Genomic DNA, 20,287 nt, shown 5'->3' with positions numbered 1-20,287 from the left:
AATGTCAGGTTTCGCTTAGGCTGCAATAGACGGGCGGGTCGCTATTTTCGCACGCCAAGCCCTGAGTTTGGTCAGGCTTTCGGGAATTTCAACCTTGGCAAAATCGGCGAACGCCAATCCTGCAAAGGCTGTTATGTCAGCCACCGAGAATGTGTCACCGGCCAAGTAGTCGTTTTCGGCCAGAACAGAGTCCAGATACGCCATGGTATTCTCGGCGACCTCTTTCTGCTTATTGCCCCATTCGGCGCATTGATAGGTTTCAAGATCCGGGCCCAAGCCAGGTGTGGCATGGTGAAAATAGGTTCCAACCGCATTCAGTAGACCGTTTTCCGCACGCAGGTTCATCATTGAGATGCGTGCGCGTTCCTGTGCGGTCACACCTGTCAGCGAAGGGCCGTCGAACATTGCATCGATATATTCGGTGATCGCGTTGCACTGAGCAATATGTGATCCGTCTTCCAGTTCCAGGCAGGGCACAGCCGCATCGGGGTTCTTGGCCTTGAATTCGGGCGTGCGATGTTCGCCGCCCATCACATCCACCGGTATGAATTCCACTTTATCTGAAACGCCTTTTTCGGCCAGCGCGATGCGAATGCGGGCGGGATTCGGGAAACCCTCGACATCATAAATCTTCATTGGAATGCCTCCGTTTGGGATTGCAATATGCGAACTCTACCTATCAATAGGTAGGTTTGCAACCTCATTTTTGAAATTCTTTCCTAGGTTCTAAGAAACAGGTTTTTTGTTAGTTCTTTAGGGTTCTGATTGCCGCACATTTCGCCTTTCGCAGTGACAACAAGGTCAGGATTTGGAACGGCACGCCGGTACGCAGGGAATACCAACCCTGTCGGACTTCTTGGTTAAAATGGAACGCGCCGTCGAAGATTTGCATCAGGGCGTTAACCCTTGTTTTGTAACTGGTCGGGTGGTGAACATATGGCAGAAGGAATGTAACGGCGCAGCTTAACTGGACAGCCCAATTGATTCACCATACTGATGTAATGTTATTTCAAAACTGAGCTTGTGATGTTCATGGCCCATGCCTCAAAAAACCGGTCAGAAAAGGTTGATGACCCGAGCATACCTGTAACGCTGCTAACCGGATTTCTGGGGGCGGGTAAGACCACCTTGCTGAACCAATTGCTGGCCGTTCCAACTTCTGAGCCAACTGCCGTCATTGTGAACGAGTTCGGCGAAGTGGGTCTGGACCATGACCTGATTGAAAAGGTGGACGGCGATGTGATGGTGATGTCGTCAGGTTGTTTGTGTTGTTCAATCCGCGGAGACCTTTCGGACACCTTTGTCAAGTTGCTCGCACGGCGCGACGAAGGCATGCTCAACTTTGGCCGCATTGTGATCGAGACCACTGGTCTCGCAGATCCGGGGCCAATCCTTCAGACGCTGCTTGTCGATCCTTTTCTCGCGCGAAATACGCGAATGGATGGCGTCGTGACGGTGGTGGACGCGGTGAATGGGCCTGCAACATTGGATGCCCAGTTCGAGGCCGTTTCGCAGGTCGCGGTGGCCGATCTGATCGTCCTAACCAAAACGGACCTAGTATCTGAAGCATCTAATAAAGCTGTGACCGAACGGCTGCGCGGTCTCAATCCAACAGCCGACATTGTTCGCCCATCTGATCATGATTTTGGCCCGAAAAGCTTGCGGAACCTGACGAGCATGCGCGAAAACGCCCGTCAACAGGATGCTATTTCCTGGACGACGCCCAAGGTTGCAAATGATCCTCTGGGCAACCTTTCAGGGCTCATGTCAACCTCAAACACAAAACCTGGGACCACTTCCGAGTTTCGACGCCATGATACAGATATCTCGTCTGTTTCGATTGTTCTGGACGAGGCGTTGCATGATGCAGTCTTTGATAAGTGGTTCGACACTTTGATTGCCTACAAGGGCCGGGATATCCTGCGTGTGAAAGGTATTTTGTTTCTCGAGGGAATTGAATCGCCGTTTGCTTTCCATGGCGTCCAGCACGTATTTGACCCGCCGGTCCCGTTGAAGAATTGGACCGGCAAAGACCGGCGTACCCGCATCGTTTTGATAGGCCGAAACCTAAACCGGCCTGAAATCCAGCGAAGCCTTGATATGTTGCGTAATGCACGGCCTGCAGATGCTAAGTCTTTGACGAAGTGCAGGTGACAGATAATGACCGGCATCAAGCTATAAGCTCATACAGGAAAGACGATTGCCATCTTGTACCAAAAAATGTTGGATTTGCTCTGGAAACGTGGCTGGGTAAATTCATCGGGAGTTTTTACGTGGAAAACCTTGAACTGCGCACGGCTCTGATCGCAACCTGCCGCGCCATGAACGCGAGCGGAATAAATCAGGGCACGTCTGGCAACGTGTCTGTACGCGCGGGGGACGGTTTTCTGATTACACCTTCGGGTATGCCTTATGACACGATGACACCGGAAGACATCGTGGACATGGCTTTTGACGGATCTTATCAGGGTCCCAGGCCGTCGTCTGAATGGCGCTTTCATCGGGACATTCTTGAGGCACGAACCGATGCAAATGCCGTGGTGCATTGCCACTCTGTCCACGCGACGGCGCTGGCTTGCCATCACAGAAGTATTCCAAGTTTTCACTATATGACTGCAGTTGCCGGAGGCACCGATATCAAATGTGCGGGCTATGCCACCTTCGGAACGCAAGAGTTATCGGACAAAGCTCTGACCGCGTTAGAGGGGCGTCGTGCCTGTCTGCTTGGGCAACACGGGCAAATCGCAATCGGCAAAAGCCTGAGCGCTGCTTTGTGGCTTGCCACAGAGGTCGAGACACTTTCGCAAATCTACATTAACGCATTGGCTTTGGGGGAACCGCCTGTTCTGTCAGACAAGGAAATGGCGGCTGTGATTGAGAAGATGAACAGTCAAAGCTATGGGCAGTCTTCTGACTGAGACAATCTCAGTCGTTCGGCGCGGTAGCGACTTGCAATTTATCCGGGCCTGCGGGCCAAAGGTGGCATGCCCTGCCTCAGCGATTGTGCCTGAATATCTTGTCACCCAGCGATTCAGTCAAAATATAACACCATCCATGATTTCCTTAAGATCACGGTTTGAAACACCATAGCGAGCTTGGAAGACCCCGCGAGTAGGATCGCACACACTGATAGCGTGCGCCCGAGTTGCGCACACGATACTAACTTGACAGCAGCGGTTTCAAAATGGTCGCATCAGGTATCATTTGCAAAGATAGGAATATCGTTATGAGAATCCTGTATAGCACGACCACAGTTTTTAGCTTCTTCATGTCCGCAACATCCATTCTCGCGCAGGACGCCGTAGAAGGTGGACAAGTTGGTGAGATGACGATTTCGAAATCCGACATGCGCGCGCAGGCAGCGGATACATTTTCACCTTATGCCGGGCGGGATTTCCCGACCCGACCGCTTTGGGGTGACACACATCTGCACACCTCACTTTCGCTGGATGCGCGTGCCTTTGGGGTGTTGTTGTCGCCTGCCGACGCGTTTCGTTTTGCCCGCGGCGAAGAAGTGACAACATCGCACGGGTTGCAGGCGAAATTATCCCGTCCGCTTGATTGGCTCGTGGTCTCTGACCATTCCGACGCCATGGGTGCGATGAATGAAATCGTGGCTGGTAACGCCACACTCATGCGTGATCCGACTTTGCGTGATTGGAATGACCGGTTGAATCAGGGCGGCGACGTCGCTTTGGGTGCAACCATGGAAGTTATCGAGACTTTTGCGGGCATATCCGGTGGTGCATTGCCAGAAGCAATAGCGGACCGCCGTTTTGTGCAATCGGTTTGGGATGACTTTACCAAAACCGCTGACGCGTTTGATGATCCCGGCTCTTTCACAGCCTTTATCGGGTATGAATGGACGTCGACCGAGGGCGGTAACAACCTCCACCGCAATGTCATCTATCGCGACGATGCAATTCGAGCCCGCCAAATGCTGCCGTTCACCACAGCAGAAACCTTCAATCCGGAAGACCTGTGGGATTGGATGGAGCGGTACGAAGAAGAGACCGGCGGCCGTGTATTGGCGCTGGCGCACAATGGGAATGTCTCGAACGGTCTGATGTTTCCGGTCGAGACAAATCCAGACACCGGGGAACCGCTGACAGGAGATTATGCGGAACGGCGTGCCAAATGGGAGCCTCTCTATGAGATCACACAGATAAAGGGTGACGGTGAAGCCCATCCGTTTCTGAGTCCCAACGATGAGTTTGCAGATTACGAAACCTGGGACGTCGCGAACCTTGGCCCTGTGCCAAAGGAAGACTGGATGTTGCAGTATGAATATGCGCGCGAAGCGTTCAAGAATGGTTTGAAACTGGAACAGCAGCTTGGGACAAACCCTTTCAAATTTGGTGTCGTTGGATCGACTGATAGCCACACTGCATTGGCCACGGCGCAGGAAGACAACTTTTTCGGCAAACACTCGGGGGTAGAGCCGGAACCGGGCCGCTGGCAACATGTGGTCGGCGAATTTGAAGCGACGCGAATTTTAGGCTGGCAGATGGCGGCGTCGGGTTATGCAGCTGTTTGGGCCCAGGAGAACACGCGGGATTCTATTTTTGACGCAATGGAGCGCAAGGAAGTATACGGCACAACCGGCAGCCGTATTACCGTACGTTTCTTTGGCGGATGGGACTTCGACGCGTCTGATGCTCAATCCCGGCTTCCCGCGAAAATTGGCTATGAAAAAGGCGTGCCAATGGGAGGAGATCTGCAAGCAGCGCCAGACGATGCCTCTGCGCCGTCCTTTCTCGTCGCTGCCCTCAAGGATCCATATTCTGGCAATCTTGATAGAATTCAGATCGTCAAGGGCTGGCTAACGGCTGACGGCGAGACGCAGGAGCAAGTGTTTAACGTCGTTTGGTCTGATGACCGCGTTATCGACGACGCTGGTAAGTTACCATCTGTTGGCAACACCGTAGACGTTGAGACAGGCACGTTCACGAACTCTATCGGAGCGCCGGAATTGATAATCGTCTGGACCGACCCGGAATTTGATCCCGAACAAAAGGCTTTCTACTACGCGCGGGTTCTGGAAATCCCAACGCCAAGATGGACAGTCTATGAGGCAGTCCGGTTTGGCGATGAGATTCCGAATGACGTTCCCACGTCTACGCAGGAACGAGCGTATACTTCCCCGATTTGGTATACTCCGGAGAACTAGGTTAAGGACCCATTGTTCTTCGCCGTACCACATGAGTCTTCGCGTCTAAAACAAGCGGTGCACATGTATGATCTTTTCTGGTTGAGAGACGCGCAAATGACGCGACTCTCAATCTTTTTTCAAGTCCCAGGGTAAGCCCCGCGTGGATGACGGTCGGTGTGACAGCCGAGTACGTCGACGAGAAGGCCGTGATGATCGGCCTCATTTATCTGAATGCCCAACGAAAAGTGCGGCATAGGCAAAGGGCTTTTCACATCTAGCTGAACAAAAATTCAACCCTTTGGGTCAGCGAATGGCGTTTTAACGCCAGTTTGACGCTGCGCTGACGGCCTGTCCCTAGAATCGTGGTCATTGCGAAATCTGTGTGGGATAGGAGATTACGGTGACCAGTGGAGTTGTGCATACGAGTGAGTCCCCAACACGCGTTTTGATGAGGGTTTGCGCCTGCAACAAAAGCGCGCGAAACGTGTCAAAACCCGATTGCTGGTGGATTTTCTCATCGACCCGATACGCAATGCTGCGGATCTCGCGTCTAATGCGTCTTTCCAATAGAACCACTGAATTTTTCCGCGTTCGGCAAGGGTAAACACACGGTAGCTGGCGCAGTCCCTCGCTGGGCTGTCGAGGTTTTTGTGACCAATTCAGAACGCCGTTCGCGCTTTCAAAAGATCCAATTGCGCAGAACTGATGCTGTTAAAAAAGGTATTCCTATGAAACTCACTGAGTTCGAAAAGAAACTGTCAGACCTTATTAATGCAGAAAAATTCGAAGAAGCCGAAGCGCTACTGGCTGAACATGTCAAAGAGCTGGCACCCGAAGATCAAATTCAGCCCTACTCTGCCGCCGTCACATTGAAGGGGTTAGATTTCGAAGATCAGCTGCTTGAAGGCGTTGATCTGATTGGCGTTGTGACGAAATGGGCGCGTCGAATTCGAAACGGACAATACAAAAGGATGATCGCGCAACATCCGAACAAGCTGCGCATCTTGGAAGAGGGGGACAGCTGGCACCAATACCCTGTCTTTCTTCGGGACGTGATCGACAATGTGTCTCGGATTTTTCCGACCTATTCGCTGTCTGCGCCAAGTGATCTTGCATCGAATATGGCGCTGGCATCCGAGCACGTAGATAAAATTCACGAGCTGGATCCGGACATTTTCATGTTGTCGATGGGTGGGAATGATTTGTTGGGCGAGGGTCGATTTGTAAAGCTTCTGAAACCATATCAACCCGGATCTACCGCCAAAGCGCTGTTGAACGAAAACGCATTCAACTCGGCACTGAAGACAGTAATGGACAGTTACCGCGACATGGTCGACAGCGCGTTGGCCACAAAGCCTTCGCTTGTCGTATTGGTTCACGGTTACGATAACGCCTTGCCGCAGAACAACGGTAAGTGGTTGGGCAAGCCATTGGATAAAAAAGGTATCCCGCTCGGCATTGGACGTGAAATCGTAGAGCTGATCGTCGGGCGTTTTAATGACGCGCTGGCAGCGTTTGCGTCCGGTTTTGCCGGTAACGTGCGTTATGTCGATGTGCGAACCTCAGTCGGAGGCAACGTTTCCAGTTGGTATGATGAGATTCACCCGCGCAACCCCGGATTCGAGCGTGTTGCAAACAAAGTCTTGTTGGTTCTTGGCAATCTTGGCACGCGGTTATCGATTTCAGGTTTGGCAGGTCATTCTGCCTCAATTCCTGGTTTTGGCACGCCACAGCCGGAAGCCATAGTTAGCAACGCGTTGTATGATCGGCTCAAGCAACAATCTGTGCCACATCCAAAAAATGCCGACGCAGAATTTGCGCTTTGCTCTGAGAACGTGGCCGCTGCTCATGCTGATCTCAAGGAGTTGGAGCAGGAAATACACCTGCCGGACGACCCGGAGCTCGTACGGGCACGGCAGGATTACCGCCTTCCAAACGCAGCCTCCGCGTATGAGCGTGTCATCGGTGACCGAAACCTTGACGAGTTTTATGTTCTTTCACGCGGTGCGCTGATGGGCAACGCCGTTGCACGACTATTTGTACGCTCGCCAGGGTTCGGGTCCAGCTTTGGAACCGGCTTTTTGATTGGCGGCAATCTGCTTTTGACAAACAACCATGTACTGGGCGACCCAAGTCTGGCGCGGAGTTCTCAGGTGACCTTTGGGCATGAGTTCGACATAGATGGCACGCTCAACGAACCGGCGACGTTTCGCATGACAGAGGAAGTCTTCCTGACGTCAGTGTCGCACGATTATACAATTGTGAGTGTTGAGCCGACATCCAGCAATGGCCGCAGCCTTTCAGAGTTCGGCCACATCGAAATGTTGCCCCGGTCCGGCAAGGCCTTGAAACGCGAATACGTCAATATCATTCAACATCCGCGTGGGGACCTGAAGAAAGTTGCGCTGCGGGAAAACCTGGTTCTCGGGCGGCGGCGGCAGTTTCTGTATTATGTCACAGACACTGAACCGGGATCTTCCGGAGCGCCAGTCTTTAATGAAGAATTTCAGTTAGTTGCTCTGCATCACATGGCGGTGCCCGATCCGGCAAATCCAGGCCAGTTCGTGGCCAATCGGGGTATACGTGTCAGCGAAATTCTCAAAGACATCCTGAACAAACGAAATGTAGGAAGCGCCATGGCGGCTGAGGTCGATCAAGTGCTGTTGCAAGCCAGGAACGGATCAGATCCATTGCCTTTGAATGCTCCGGTTTCGGCCGCTTCGATTGGTCCCCTCACGCCAGCGGAACGTATGGATGAAGACGCATGGATGGAGAATATTGATACGACCATCCTTTTGCCCAGCGCCTTTGAGACACAAGTGGCACGACCGAAATTGTCGGCCCATGACGCCTATTGGCCCTCGTCGCCGCGAAACGCTCCGGATACCTGGCATCTTCCGGAAGAGTTTGCGGATCACCCCTTCGAGCTCACCTTGGCGACCCTGAAAGGCTTGGCCGAAATCAACGGGTTTGCGCCAGTGACAGATGGTCATAATAAGCTGATTTTTGGGTTGCGCGGATGCAAGCTTCGTAATGGTGGGTCCCGCCTTGAAGGCGTCACCGAAGCACAGCTTCAACCGATCTCGCCTGATCATGAGAACTTTCGCTGCGTGATCGGCGTCGCGGATGTCGTAACGGGTGTTTTGTCGCTGTACTCGGCCTCGACCGTGCCGCGCAGAACGCAGATGCTCAAATACTATAACCGCGTGAATTTCGGCACATCGAAAGTATTGTGCAATATGCTGCCGACCGGGTGTTACGAATATTGTGTCGGCTCACATTTTTCCACGGTGAATGGCGAGGTAAAATTCGTTTTGCGCCAGGGAAACGGGCCGCTTCCAGTCAATTCCAGCACTGTCACGACATTGCGCACACACAATGACTTGGCCTATGGAACTCAAGACTATTGGGACCGGACCAAACCCGGTGACAATATCCATCCAGCATTCCTGTCAGTCAGCTTTTCGTCGCAAGGATGTCTCACGTTGCCGGGCACCCAACATGGCAGCGGTTCATCCCATACGACCGGGACAGGAGAATGGCGCCGGTTCCGCAAGGCCGCCGGGTTTGATGGGGAACGACACGGGTCACGTTATGATGTGATGTTGCTGACCGGGCACGAGGCAGCAGCCTATTCACTCACCAATCCGGTTGACTGGCCGCGTTTGGCCTGCTTGCGACATGGCTCGCAGGGTGAGGTGGTGGCAAAGCTTCAGCAACAAATCGATGCGTTAAGCGACGGCAAATTTGGCCCGCGAACCAAAGAACTGCTCGCCAGTGCTCAAAATGACACCATTGGCTTTGCAACCGGAACATGGACGCCGGACATGGCGGAATTGATGAATCTTGATTTCTAAGGTTTTGTGCTGTGTTTCAGGGGGCCATTGTGAACATACAATTTGTGATGGGTCGGGTCCCCTGCCTCATGGCTCCTGCGAATGGCCTTGCAGGAAAAGTCAGGACAAGTCTCGGAAAACTTGAAAATCAACGCTCTCATCCCGCCTGAGCAATGAAGTGGGATACTTTCCATCCTCCACGAGTTGGTCAGGTTTGAACCCCTCTTCCTGATTGCTCAACGAAACAACGAGCTTTCGCGCCCGGTCCAAGTTTCCGTGTTTGGCGTTAAGGCCAATTGCATATCGAAGAGAAGGTTTGAAAGTTGGTCTGAAACTCAGCGAACGCTCAAAATGCCGAAGGGCAACTTGTTCCATACCCAGCGCCAAAGCAGACCCGCCTAACAGCGCTTCGGGCAAAAACTCGAGTGTTGAACCGCGTAACAGTTCTCTTGATCTTTGAGAGGACTCATAAGCTAATTCCAACTCGTGATTGTTTAGTTGTGCAGCAGCAAGTGTCCACCAGGCGAAAGGGTTTCCAGGGTTCAATTCGACGGCACGTGCGGCGTGGGACAACGCATCGTGAAATCGACCTTCAAGGTAGTTTAAACTGTTCGAAACTAACGCAAGAACCATTGAGTTGTTGGGCTCTTTCTCGAGCGCTTGGGACGCGAGTTCGCGGCTTTCTTCAAGAATATTTGCATTCCCGTTTTTGTAGCGTTCGAAGAACTGGATAACACGAACCTGCGCTCGCCAGGCAAGGTGCGTGGCGTGGGGATCATTGTCATACGCAGAGGCCAACAGGCGGTCAGCGTAATCCGCGCCCTGTTCGGTCATTGCAAACATACTTGAAATCGCCTTTGAGCTCATCAAAGGAGATCCAGCATTATTGTCGTCGCGACGCTGACTAAATCGATGTCGAATGGTCTCTGTGATTTCGAAAACCATTTGCGACATATCTTTGTTTTGTAACGGATTTTCCAGAAGGGACTTGATGATCCGATGTCCCGACCAGATTTGCAGCCCAAACGGTGCTTCGCGCAGCCTGGCGCGCATGAAAACCCAGCCATTGTCGCTCTGAACAGCGCTCAACGTCAGTTGAAACTCCGGCTCATACTGAGTTTCGGTTTCTGGTCCAATGACATTTGCACCGATAACTTGATGTAGCATTGTAGAGCATTGGTCCGCCGTCACCTCGGTGAACCAATCGGCCAACGGGTTTGGGCCGGGCAGTGTTTCGATGGCTAAAGTGATTGTAGGTGGCTTCACCGATGGTTCAGGAGCGCTCGCCGGCCGCAATGGAACCACATTTTGATCGACTGAGCGGCTCGACCGTTCCAATGAAAGCCAGTTTTCGAATTCGGGATCACGTATATCAATCCCTTCAGCGAACTCTCCGAAATTGCTGTCATCGATCCGTATTTCGTTAAGGTTCAAAGACACTCTGAGCTTTGTCGAAGTCACAAGCGCTGCTTGAGCGCCAAGCGACTTTTTGCACTGATATACCGCCTGACGAAGACTACCTGCGCCCTGATTTTTGCCCCGGTCACTCCACAATTTGTCTTGCAGCCACACCCTTTCGCGACTTCCATTAGGAGAAGTGAGCAGCAGCAGCAAAAGGCCACAGACCTTCGCCGATCTGGGCGTAAGATCAATGCCTTGGTCGGTCTCTAACCGAAATGGGCCCGTTATATGGGCGACAATACTCACAATGCCACAGCCTCTCGAACTAAATTGCAGCACTCAGAAATCACAGCGCTTAGGATCGGCTACCGTTATTAATGCGTCAAAAATGCCACCGCGCAAGAGCTGCAGCATTGACTCACTCAATTTTGCGCTGACTGTTGTTAAGCTTAGCAGCTCAGGGGGGATTGTTATGACACGTATGACAGGGCCGGGTACCGGGCCTGGAACCGGACCGGGCACGGGCCCCGGAACCGGACCGGGTGCAGGTAGTGCTGGTGACGTTGGTCTGGCAGGCGAGGTTTTTATCAGCAGGCACGCGGGCTCACCTGCGTCCCCGCTTCTGAGCGCCGCGCTAAATACATCTCGTGACGGCTTGATTAACTATTGGACTGGTCGTGGCAGTCCGGTGACTCCGTTCCCGACTGACGCGACTTACTTGGAGCACGTCCGAAACCCAACCAAGGCGATGATCCTCGATAGCGAATTGCGCAGCCGCTTGGCTGTTCTGGGGGCGACCAACGAAAGTGGCGGCTTCACCGATGGCAAAGCCAAACTTGTGTATTTGCATGACGTTGAAGGGACCCCAAAGTCTCAGATGTTGGTCAATATCAAACGACCTAGAGAAGAGTATTTTGAAGATCAGTTGCGTTGGGTCCGTGCATATGCCGACCTGAGGGCCGACCGGATACCAGAAATTCAGGTTCAATTGAGCGATATGCTGTCTTTCTTTGGTGCACATGCATATCTGGACAACGGGCGCCGCAGTAAAACGCTTTTGTATTTGTCCGTTACACTTTCAGTCGCAATCCATGTGGCTGCATTGATGAAGTACAACCTTCGCCAAAAACGCCCAATAGACTATGCTGCTGAAGTTCAGCCAATTATTCAAACCCCTGATCATTCGACTTTTCCGGCCGGTCATTCGATCGAAGCATTTGCGGTGGCCACGGTTTTACATCGTTTCATGAAGCGCTCACTTGCTGGCGACATCGGGAAAGTAAAATTCGGGACAGAGGAAGCCCCATTACCTTTCCTGTTGGCCCATCGGATCGGAGTAAACCGAGTTGTTTCTGGGGTGCATTTCCCAATTGATTGCCGAGCAGGCGCTTATATCGGCGTCATTCTAGGAGAGTTGATCTACAATCTGGGGGCAAGTGCTTGTGAAGACGCGAACGACCCAAAAGCCGAAGCGCCGCGGAAACTCAGAGTTCAGAAATCAAATCCCAGAAGGTATTGGGGCTATTCAGACAGCACGCCGGATTTTCTTCCGAGTGAGTTTTTAGAACTGTCCCAAGAAAAAGATGTGACCGAACTAAAAGGCGGCTTCGCTCCGCTATCCATAGCGCGTCACCTTTGGAATGAAGCAAATCAGGAGTGGTGATATGGGAAAACCCACTTCATCACCTTCCAGCTTGTTGCAGCCTGACTATTCCGACCCCTACGTGGATTGGTGGGCCTTGGCAGAAGGCAGCAGGACACAACGCTCCGACGACTGCACCCGGATCGACATTCAGCCGTTAGAGCGGAACATCTTTGGCTTGCACGATAAGAAAAAGCGCAAAATTGAAGTTCCTTTACCCGAAGGCGCGACCAACACGGATTTCAGTCCCAATGCTTGGGAGTCCTGGGAAGCCAACGCGGAAGATTACCCCCATATACGCACCGATGACGTTATTCTGGGAGTGATTGATACAAGTTTTGCACTGGGCCAGAAACGGCTTCGGTTTGAGAACGGACAGTCGCGGTTGTTGGCGGCCTGGCTGCAAGGCGCAGATGCCCGCAAAAAAGGTGCGCGGCATCTTCCGTTCGGGCGCGAATTTTCAACGGTTCAGATCGAAGCAGAACTTCGCAAACACAGCGGCGGAGACTTGAAGAACCCTTTGAATCAGGAAAGCTTTAACCGTGCGACTGGGGCTGTAGACGCGGATAAGCCAAGTTGGGAAGGCGCCAAAGAACTTCAACTTTCTGCCTCTCATGGTACGCATATTCTTGATGTGGCGGGTGGAATAAACCCAGGCGCGCTGGGCGCGAGTTTGGACGATGGGCGCCCACGTTGCCATTTGGTGGCTATATCCTTGCCACCACTTTTCCTTCACGGTCACGCGGGGAACTTTCTACAATATCATGCAGTTCTGGGTTTGATCCGAATTATTCGCCTCGCTGATGCAATTTCCGCGGCCAAACACAAAGCTAAGTGTCCTGGTTTTGACGCAGATCACCAGTTTCCTGTTGTTGTGAACTTTTCATTCGGTTTTGAAGCCGGGCCGAAAGATGGTTCATTGGAGATGGAACAGGTGATCCGCAACGAAATTCGCAATAGGGCCTGTGATTTTGACGATGACGCGCCGTTGAAGAACCGCAAACGGAAATGTAGGCCACGGAAGGTGAAGACCTTCGTCAACATGCCGGCAGGGAACTCTAACCTGATGCGTGTTTCGGGGCGTGATCTGGTCAAACCGGACGGTCATGAGCCTTTCGAAGTTATTGTGCAGCCCAGCGATCATTCCTCAACCTATGTCGAGTTCTGGTCAGAACCTTTCAACAAGAGTTCTGGTTACTTGGAGCGGCTTGAACTTCAAATCGATCTTCCCGACGGCCGAAAAATTCCAATCGGTCTAAAAAACCCAGGGCGCGGAGCTCCGGAAGTGCGGCAAATAAGTTCGCCGGACAATTCAGCTCAGATCGGGCGGGTCTACTATAATCTGAACCAGTCGCCTTTGCGCGCCAAGGATCAAGTTAGATTGCGTGTTGTTGTTGCCCTTGCGCCGACTTTGGTTTTTTTCCCGATGAAAAACCAACGCCGGAACACAACGGTAAAGCTTGCCCCCGCTGGTCGTTGGAAATTTACTTTCAAAGGGATAAAAAACACTCTGCGATTTGACGCATACATTCAGGCTGATCTGTTTGGCGGTCCGTTGCCGCAAAACGCAAGGCGCGCGTATTTCGACCACAGGCTTTACCGCGACTACCTGGAAAGCGGACATGTGCGTGACAGCTATTCGTATTGCGAACCTGACAAACCCCTTGATAACGGGCCAATCAGCCGGGTGGGAACCCATAACGCGCTCGCTTCAACCCCCTATGTTTCTATGATTGGAGGGTATCGCAACTCTGACGGTCGTCCGGCGACATACTCTGCCACCGGGTATCACGCCCCGCCTGCGTTCAATAGTCAATCGGATGTTGATGTTATTTTCCCGTGCGACGACAGTGACACAAAATCAGGCATCCTGGGGGCCGGGCCTCGGGACGGCGCGGCGCTGGCGATGAACGGAACCAGCGTTGCGACGGCACTCAGTTCGCGGATGATGATTGATTGCCTGTTGACTGACCCTGACGCTGAACTTGGGCAGCCGTGGCTTCAAACACAAGCGCGCAACTACGCGAATGAGGGTCGTCCCGAACACTACAAGCATGCTGCGCCATTGAAAGCAGGGGCTGGGCATCTGCCATATCCCGATAGCTATTGCGACGTCGGCGCAGGAGTGGGAATGCGCGCTCGCAGAGGTGGGCGTGGCATTACCAAATTGAATTTCTAGGGTGGGTTGGTTGGAGCATTTGGATGAAGATACCAACAGATATGCCCGACCTCAAAGGCTTCCGCTTTCCACGCGCATTGATCGCGTATGTGATCTGGGCGTATCATCGGTTTTCTTTTAGTACGGCTGATGTTGAAGACCTGTATGCCGAACGCCGTGTGGCTGCCAGTCGGGAAACCGTTCGGCTTTGGGTGAACCGGTTTGGCCGCCCTTTTGCGAGTTGCATCAAACGTGACCGTCCCGGGCATAGTGACAAGTGGCATCTGGATATGGCAACACGCTTGATCTTCTGGTCCAGAAGCAGCGCAATGCAAAGGCAGCCAGGCGATTTCTACAGCGTTTCAAAAGTGCATATGAAGACCCGCTTGTTGTCATATCGGACAAGTTGCGCGGCTATTTCGAGCCGGTAAAGAGTCTTGCGCCGTCAGCCAAATACCGATCCCACAAAGTGTTGAGCAACCGTGCAGAACAAACGCATCTAACGGGCCGAAAACGACAGAAGATCGTGGGACGGTTCAAGTTACCGTCGCAAGCTCAGAGATTTCTGGCAGCTCAAGATCATAGAAACGCGCAGCGGTCTGACTGAACACTGCCGAGTGCACCTCAGCGGGCACCAGATCGTGGTAAGCCTGCATCAGAGAGGCGTAGTCACCGTAGAGCTTGTCGACCGGGAAGTTTGAACCGAACATGACTCGATTCGCTCCGAACTGGGCGAGGCACTCATCCACAATTGGGCGTACGCTTTCCGCGGTCCATTTGTGGTCGAACATGCCCAGGCCAGACAATTTACATGAGACATGCGGCAGATCAGACAGCGCATGCAGTCTCTGAGCCCAGTCGTTCAGGCCTGCCGCGCTGCGATCATGCGGTGAGCCTGCGTGACACAGCGCGATCCGCGTGTTCGGCGCCCGTGCTAGAATTCGAGCGGTTTTTTCGATCAGTTCAGGGATGAGTTGCAGATCAAAGCTGAGACCCCGCCGCCCTGCTTCCTGCAAGCCGATCAGAAAACGTGGGTCGTCGAGTAGGGTATTGGTGCCTGTCTGCGCGTCCTCTCCGGGTGCGCGGCCAACGATCTGGCGCACGCCGCGAACAGTCGGGAGGGTCTGAAACCTGTCGAGTTGGGCGGGCAGGTCGGTTGAGGTCAGGTCACAAAACACAACCTGCGCCATCGGCCAATCTGGATTGGCATCGGCAACGGATTGGACCCACCGAGCTTCGTCCAGACCGTTTTCGGCCCCAACTTGAATATGGACCGAAGCGCGTACACTGCTGGGTGCGGCCTCGGACCGGAATTCATCTAGCAGGTAGTCCCGCTGGATTGGCGTCGGGTCGCCAAAGAACCTATCCACACCGCGCGCCATCAGCCAAGGGTAGTGCACTGTCTCAAGGTCCCATAGGTGGTGATGCGCGTCGACACAGCCAATCATGTCCGTGGTACCTTCGCCATACGGGCCAGAATATCGACCCCCTGTTGTTTCCAGAAATGCAGCAGGTCGATGAAAATCCAATTCTCGGCCAGTTTGTCACCGTCGCGTCGATATATGTCGATAACTCGGAATTCACCGGCCTTGTCGGTGGCGGGCATGCCCATGAACCCGCCGGTGGGTCGCGCCGTGAAATTCGGCCAGCCGAAAAAACCACCATATTGACCCTCAGCCATGCGGCAGATATGTTTGGTCTTTGAGCGGTCCGTGAAGGATGCGCGGAACGGGCCCGAGTGCTGCTTTGCATAGCGCTCGATCGTATAAGTCGCACCGATCCCGGCAGGACCCCACCAGATCATGTCTTCGCACCATGTCTGGTGCAATTCGTCCACAAGGCTCAGGCCGCTGTTCCATTGGCCCAGATCGGAAATCATGGCATTAATCGTGCCGAGCGTTTTCTTGCCCTCTTCGGCGGGCTGCGGGCCAAACATCAGCCCGTCATGCGTCATCGGTCCGGGTTGAACAAGATGGGCTGCGGTCTGTGGCGGGAAGGGCTGAAGCCCGGCCTGCATCATGAGGTGAGGGATGTCGAAATACATCGCCGTCTCGCTGATTTTGCCATTATCTACCTTGTTGAATTCGCAGTAGCGCAGAAACGCCATCTTGCCTGTTGGGGCGATACCCAGCCACTCATTGTCAAAAAGGCCCATGAGGTGACCCATCGACACGACCCAGATCGAGCTGAACCCGTCGATCTCGTTTTTACCGGCCATGAACACGTCCATCCGACGTTGCAGGTGCTTTAGGCTGTGCTTCAGAGGGTGCCAGAATTTCTGGGCCACATCTTCAGAGCCGTGCAGTTCATCAAACGGATGGAATCCGCGCCACAGGTAGTCTTCCGCGCAGTAGTTAGACATCGTGTCAGTGACATCCGATTCATCTGCGTTGCCTAGCGCCTCGTAGTACTCAAGAACGATCGTTTTTTCGGCATCGTAAGACATTATCAATTTCTTTCAGTGCTTTAACTGTTGCATCAGAGCAGTTTATGAGGGGCAAATCCGCTTTTGCATGCGCATGCAAAAAAAGCTTGCCAGATGTTTCTTTTGTTGTCTATGCTTTTTGCAAACGTATGCATGACGACCCGCAGGGAGGGACTCAATGGCCGAGATTCAACTTCGCAACGTTGGCAAGCGTTGGGGTTCGTTTGTCGGGGTCGACAATTTCGATCTAACGATTTCCGACAAAGAGTTTCTGGTTCTTCTCGGCCCATCAGGCTGTGGCAAAACGACGACCATGCGCATGATCGCCGGCCTAGAGGACGCCAGTGAAGGTGACATTCTGATTGACGGTACCCGGGTCAATGATATGGAGCCCAAGGATCGTGACGTCGCGATGGTGTTCCAGTCGTACGCTCTGTATCCGAACATGAACGTCTACGAAAATATCCGGTTCCCGCTGAAAGTCCGCGGCATCGACCCGTCTACGCATGACGAAAAAGTGCGTCGCGCATCCGCCATGGTCGAACTGGACGACTTCCTGCATCGCAAGCCAGCAGAATTGTCGGGAGGTCAGCGCCAGCGTGTTGCGCTTGCCCGTGCCATTGTTCGCGAACCCAATGTGTTCCTAATGGACGAACCGCTGTCCAACCTTGATGCCAAGCTACGCGTGTCCACTCGGGCACAGATCAAAAACCTAAGCCACGAATTGGCGGTGACCACAATTTACGTCACCCACGACCAGATCGAAGCGATGACGCTTGCCGATCGCGTGGTTGTCATGAAACAAGGCGTCGTGCAGCAAGTGGGTAGCCCGACCGAAATTTACGACACCCCGGCCAATACCTTTGTGGCCAGTTTTATCGGCAACCCGGCCATGAACCTGATGGAAGGCCAAGTCCGCAACGGCACGTTTCTAGCCGACCACGTGGAAATCGCGAATATCAACGCACCTGACGGTCCTCTTACGCTCGGCTTCCGTGCGGAAGACGCCACGCTTGCCGAAGACGGGCGGGGGCAAATCAATGCTCCGATCTATACCCAGGAGTTGCTGGGCGACGCGACGATGATCTCGGTCCGCGTTGGTGGAGCGCTGGTGTCCGTGAAGGCCGACAAGAATTTCCGGGCTGAAATTGACGACATGGTGTCGATCTCGGTGCCGGTCGAAATCTGTCATCTGTTTGACGGCCAAACCGGCGAACGGATCTGAAAGTAGCCCCGCAAATCACCGGGGATCAGCCCCGGGGCCCGAACTTTGTGCGCGACAGGGGCGCGCACGACACTTCAGAGAAACAGGGAGATGAGATGTTTCTGAGAAAGCTAGCTACCGTAACCACTTTCGTCGGATTGATGGGTTCGGCTGCGTATGCGGCGAACTGCGGTCCCGAAGGTCAATCCATCCGAATTCTGGCCAGTGACTTCCCGGCCATCCACGCCGTTGCAGGCACCGCCGAGGAAAATTGCGCAGGTGGCGCGTCTGAGTTTTCGACAAACCACACAACCGAGGCGCGCCAGATCATGAACGCGGCCCTGACGCCGAACCCGTCTGAATACACATCGGTTATTCTGGCCAACTCGACGCTGACTCAGCTGATGAATGACGGCCTTGTGCGTCCGCTGAATGATCTGGTTGAAAAATACGGCGAAAACATCTCGCCGAACTTGCTGATCACCATCGATGGCAATGTCATGGCTGTGGCCTTTATGGCCAACTCGCAGCATCTGTTCTCGCGGACCGACATTCTCGAGCAGGCCGGCTTTGAGGGTATTCCAGCGACTTATGAGGAAGTCCTTGAGGCCGCCGAGATGATCCGTGCCGCCGGTATCATGGAACATCCGATCGTGATGAACCTGAGCGCCGGTGACGGTGGCTGGAACCTCGCCGAGGTGTTCAACATGATCTACCTTGGCCATGGTGGAGAGTTCTTTGAACCGGGCACTGCCGAGCCTGCGATCAACAACGAAAAAGGTCTGGCTACGCTTGAAGTTATGAAGGCGCTTGCTGGATATGCGCATCCCGACCACCTGACCCATGCCTCGAACGAAACCCAAGGCCTGTGGGAAGCTGGTCAGGCCGCACTTGGTGTCATGTGGGGCTCGCGCGGTGCGCCGATCCTGGATGACGAGGGTTCCTCGGAAGAAGTGACGTCGAACACGGTTCTGTCCGCGGCGCCGACCGTTGGCGGTGGTTCGATCCCGGCTGCAACGCTGTGGTGGGACGGAATCTCGATCGCGTCCAACGTATCAGACGAAGAAGCTGAAGCCACCTTTGCGGCATTGGTCAGCGCCCTGACACCGGAGATGGTGGCGGCAAACAACGATGATGCCGTCTGGCTGCTGAATGGCTATCAGCCTGGCCCAGCCGCTGCTGGTGTTTCGGCGACGGCGCAGGGCGGTGCCAAACCGTATCCGATGATCCCGCAGATCGGCATTCTGCATGCCGCGCTTGGCAAGGAATTGTCTGACTTCCTGAAGGGCGACGAGTCCGCTGAACAGGCGCTCGCTGATGTTGAGGCGTCTTACCGGACGTCCGCCAAAGAGGCTGGCTTCCTCCAGTAAATCTCCCCGACTTGAGGGGGCTGTCGCGGCCCCCTCTCTTTCTCGAATTTGAATCGGGACGCATGTCATGAAACACCGCACCTTCTTCTGGTTTGTTCTGCCGACATTGTCAGCGATGATTTTGTTCATCGCGCTGCCGATCGTGTCGGTGTTTATCCAGTCGCTTTTTGTCGAACACGAACAGGTTCTGGTCGTCTCGGAAAGTTGCGGTCCGTTTGGTTGCAACCCGACAACGACAGTCGATATCGAAGCGACCGAGAAGCTGCGGGAAGAACAACCGCTGGGCCGTTTCAACGGTCTGGGCACGTATTTCGACAGGTCACACCTGGCCCTCGCCGACATTGGGGAGGCATGGGCAACTTCAGAAAGCCTGGGTGAGTTCTGGTCGAAGGTTTACAACCTGCCATTTTACAACGCTCTGACCTTCACGCTGGCCTATACCTTCATTGTGACGCCTCTGGTCTTGGTGTTGGGTCTGGCGATTGCGGTTGGGGTCAACAACCTGCCACGCGCGTTGAAGGGCCTTGCGATCTTCATTTCCCTTTTGCCATTCCTCGTAACCCCACTGGTTGGTTCCTTGATCCTGTTCTGGATGGTCGACGGTGACGGGGTGATCGGAGCAACAATTCAACGGCTTTTCAATGATCCAACCCTAAGCCTGAAGGCGTCCACGCCGCTGATGTGGATCATGTTGATGGTTTACGGTGTCTGGCACACCCTGCCGTTCAGCTTCATTACATTCTATGCCGGGCTTCAGACCGTGCCCGAAGACACGATGGAAGCCGCGCAGATCGACGGTGCCAGCAAATGGCAAAGCATGATCCATGTGGTCGTGCCGCATCTGATGCCGTTGGTTTCGTTTGTGACCCTTATGATGATCATGGACAACTTGCGTGTCTTTGAACCCATCGTCAGCTTCAAAGCCGAGGCCCATGCGCGCTCGCTGAGCTGGATTATCTTCAACGACCTGCGCGAAAGTGGCAATCCGCTTTATGCCTCGGCTGGAGCGACCTCGCTGATCACCATCATCATCGTTGTCATTCTGATGATGCCGGTACTGGTGCGCACTTGGCGCGACTTCACCCGTAAATCTCACTGA

Annotated in this window: 13 protein-coding genes and 1 pseudogene; 10 read left to right on the top strand and 4 right to left on the bottom strand. The window is 53.7% G+C overall.

Features of this window, described 5'->3' with window-relative positions:
* Nucleotides 1-15: 15 nt before the first annotated feature.
* Entirely contained in the window at nucleotides 16-636 is a 621-nt protein-coding gene (locus tag GS632_RS15165) for a glutathione S-transferase family protein (RefSeq protein ID WP_171176329.1), read from the bottom strand.
* A 396-nt stretch (nucleotides 637-1,032) separates the two neighbouring features.
* On the opposite strand from GS632_RS15165, the gene GS632_RS15160 reads away from it, so the two are divergent.
* The 4 genes from GS632_RS15160 to GS632_RS15145 all read left to right on the top strand — a co-directional run bounded on the left by GS632_RS15160 (nucleotide 1,033) and on the right by GS632_RS15145 (nucleotide 9,009).
* Complete coding sequence (locus GS632_RS15160) at nucleotides 1,033-2,154, top strand: GTP-binding protein (RefSeq protein ID WP_171721272.1); 1,122 nt, start codon at nucleotides 1,033-1,035, stop codon at nucleotides 2,152-2,154.
* A 119-nt stretch (nucleotides 2,155-2,273) separates the two neighbouring features.
* Complete coding sequence (locus tag GS632_RS15155; RefSeq protein ID WP_171237992.1) at nucleotides 2,274-2,918, top strand: class II aldolase/adducin family protein; 645 nt, start codon at nucleotides 2,274-2,276, stop codon at nucleotides 2,916-2,918.
* Nucleotides 2,919-3,226: 308 nt separating this feature from the next.
* Entirely contained in the window at nucleotides 3,227-5,170 is a 1,944-nt protein-coding gene (locus GS632_RS15150; protein ID WP_253284487.1) for a DUF3604 domain-containing protein, read from the top strand.
* 710 nt (nucleotides 5,171-5,880) lie between these two features.
* Nucleotides 5,881-9,009 carry a trypsin-like peptidase domain-containing protein gene (locus tag GS632_RS15145; protein ID WP_171721273.1) on the top strand — a complete coding sequence of 1,043 codons (3,129 nt, stop codon included), beginning with the start codon at nucleotides 5,881-5,883 and terminating at the stop codon, nucleotides 9,007-9,009.
* A 99-nt stretch (nucleotides 9,010-9,108) separates the two neighbouring features.
* Here the strand turns inward: GS632_RS15145 and GS632_RS15140 are convergent, their stop codons facing one another.
* The gene (locus tag GS632_RS15140; RefSeq protein ID WP_171721274.1) at nucleotides 9,109-10,695 is read right to left on the bottom strand and encodes a tetratricopeptide repeat protein; all 1,587 of its coding nucleotides are present in this window, start codon (nucleotides 10,693-10,695) and stop codon (nucleotides 9,109-9,111) included.
* Nucleotides 10,696-10,861: 166 nt separating this feature from the next.
* On the opposite strand from GS632_RS15140, the gene GS632_RS15135 reads away from it, so the two are divergent.
* The 3 genes and pseudogenes from GS632_RS15135 to GS632_RS22175 form a co-directional block, all read left to right on the top strand.
* Nucleotides 10,862-12,052, top strand: a complete 1,191-nt coding sequence (locus tag GS632_RS15135; RefSeq protein WP_171237995.1) for a phosphatase PAP2 family protein — start codon at nucleotides 10,862-10,864, stop codon at nucleotides 12,050-12,052.
* A 1-nt stretch (nucleotide 12,053) separates the two neighbouring features.
* The gene (locus tag GS632_RS15130; protein WP_171237996.1) at nucleotides 12,054-14,210 is read left to right on the top strand and encodes a hypothetical protein; all 2,157 of its coding nucleotides are present in this window, start codon (nucleotides 12,054-12,056) and stop codon (nucleotides 14,208-14,210) included.
* A 23-nt stretch (nucleotides 14,211-14,233) separates the two neighbouring features.
* Nucleotides 14,234-14,778 (top strand): annotated as a pseudogene (locus GS632_RS22175) (transposase); the annotation flags it as partial.
* Here the strand turns inward: GS632_RS22175 and GS632_RS15120 are convergent.
* The gene (locus GS632_RS15120; protein ID WP_171176337.1) at nucleotides 14,726-15,637 is read right to left on the bottom strand and encodes an amidohydrolase; all 912 of its coding nucleotides are present in this window, start codon (nucleotides 15,635-15,637) and stop codon (nucleotides 14,726-14,728) included. The pseudogene GS632_RS22175 and the gene GS632_RS15120 sit on opposite strands and share 53 nt — an antisense overlap.
* Nucleotides 15,634-16,635 carry an ester cyclase gene (locus GS632_RS15115; protein WP_171176339.1) on the bottom strand — a complete coding sequence of 334 codons (1,002 nt, stop codon included), beginning with the start codon at nucleotides 16,633-16,635 and terminating at the stop codon, nucleotides 15,634-15,636. The genes GS632_RS15120 and GS632_RS15115 overlap by 4 nt, the downstream gene beginning before the upstream one ends.
* A 157-nt stretch (nucleotides 16,636-16,792) precedes the next feature.
* Between GS632_RS15115 and GS632_RS15110 the strand changes: the two genes are divergently transcribed.
* The 3 genes from GS632_RS15110 (at nucleotide 16,793) to GS632_RS15100 (ending at nucleotide 20,287) form a co-directional block, all read left to right on the top strand.
* Nucleotides 16,793-17,839: an ABC transporter ATP-binding protein gene (locus GS632_RS15110; RefSeq protein WP_171176341.1), complete on the top strand. Its 1,047-nt coding sequence runs from the start codon at nucleotides 16,793-16,795 to the stop codon at nucleotides 17,837-17,839.
* Between the two features lie 95 nt (nucleotides 17,840-17,934).
* Nucleotides 17,935-19,188, top strand: coding sequence for an ABC transporter substrate-binding protein (locus tag GS632_RS15105; protein ID WP_171176350.1), 1,254 nt, complete (start codon nucleotides 17,935-17,937; stop codon nucleotides 19,186-19,188).
* Between the two features lie 67 nt (nucleotides 19,189-19,255).
* A complete protein-coding gene (locus GS632_RS15100; protein ID WP_171176352.1) occupies nucleotides 19,256-20,287 on the top strand; it encodes a carbohydrate ABC transporter permease in 1,032 nt (343 codons plus the stop codon).

Origin of the sequence: Ruegeria sp. HKCCD7296 (assembly GCF_013110775.1) — a bacterium.
In the GTDB taxonomy this organism is placed as follows: Bacteria; Pseudomonadota; Alphaproteobacteria; order Rhodobacterales; family Rhodobacteraceae; genus Ruegeria.
This window is presented reverse-complemented; position numbering and strand designations above follow the sequence as displayed.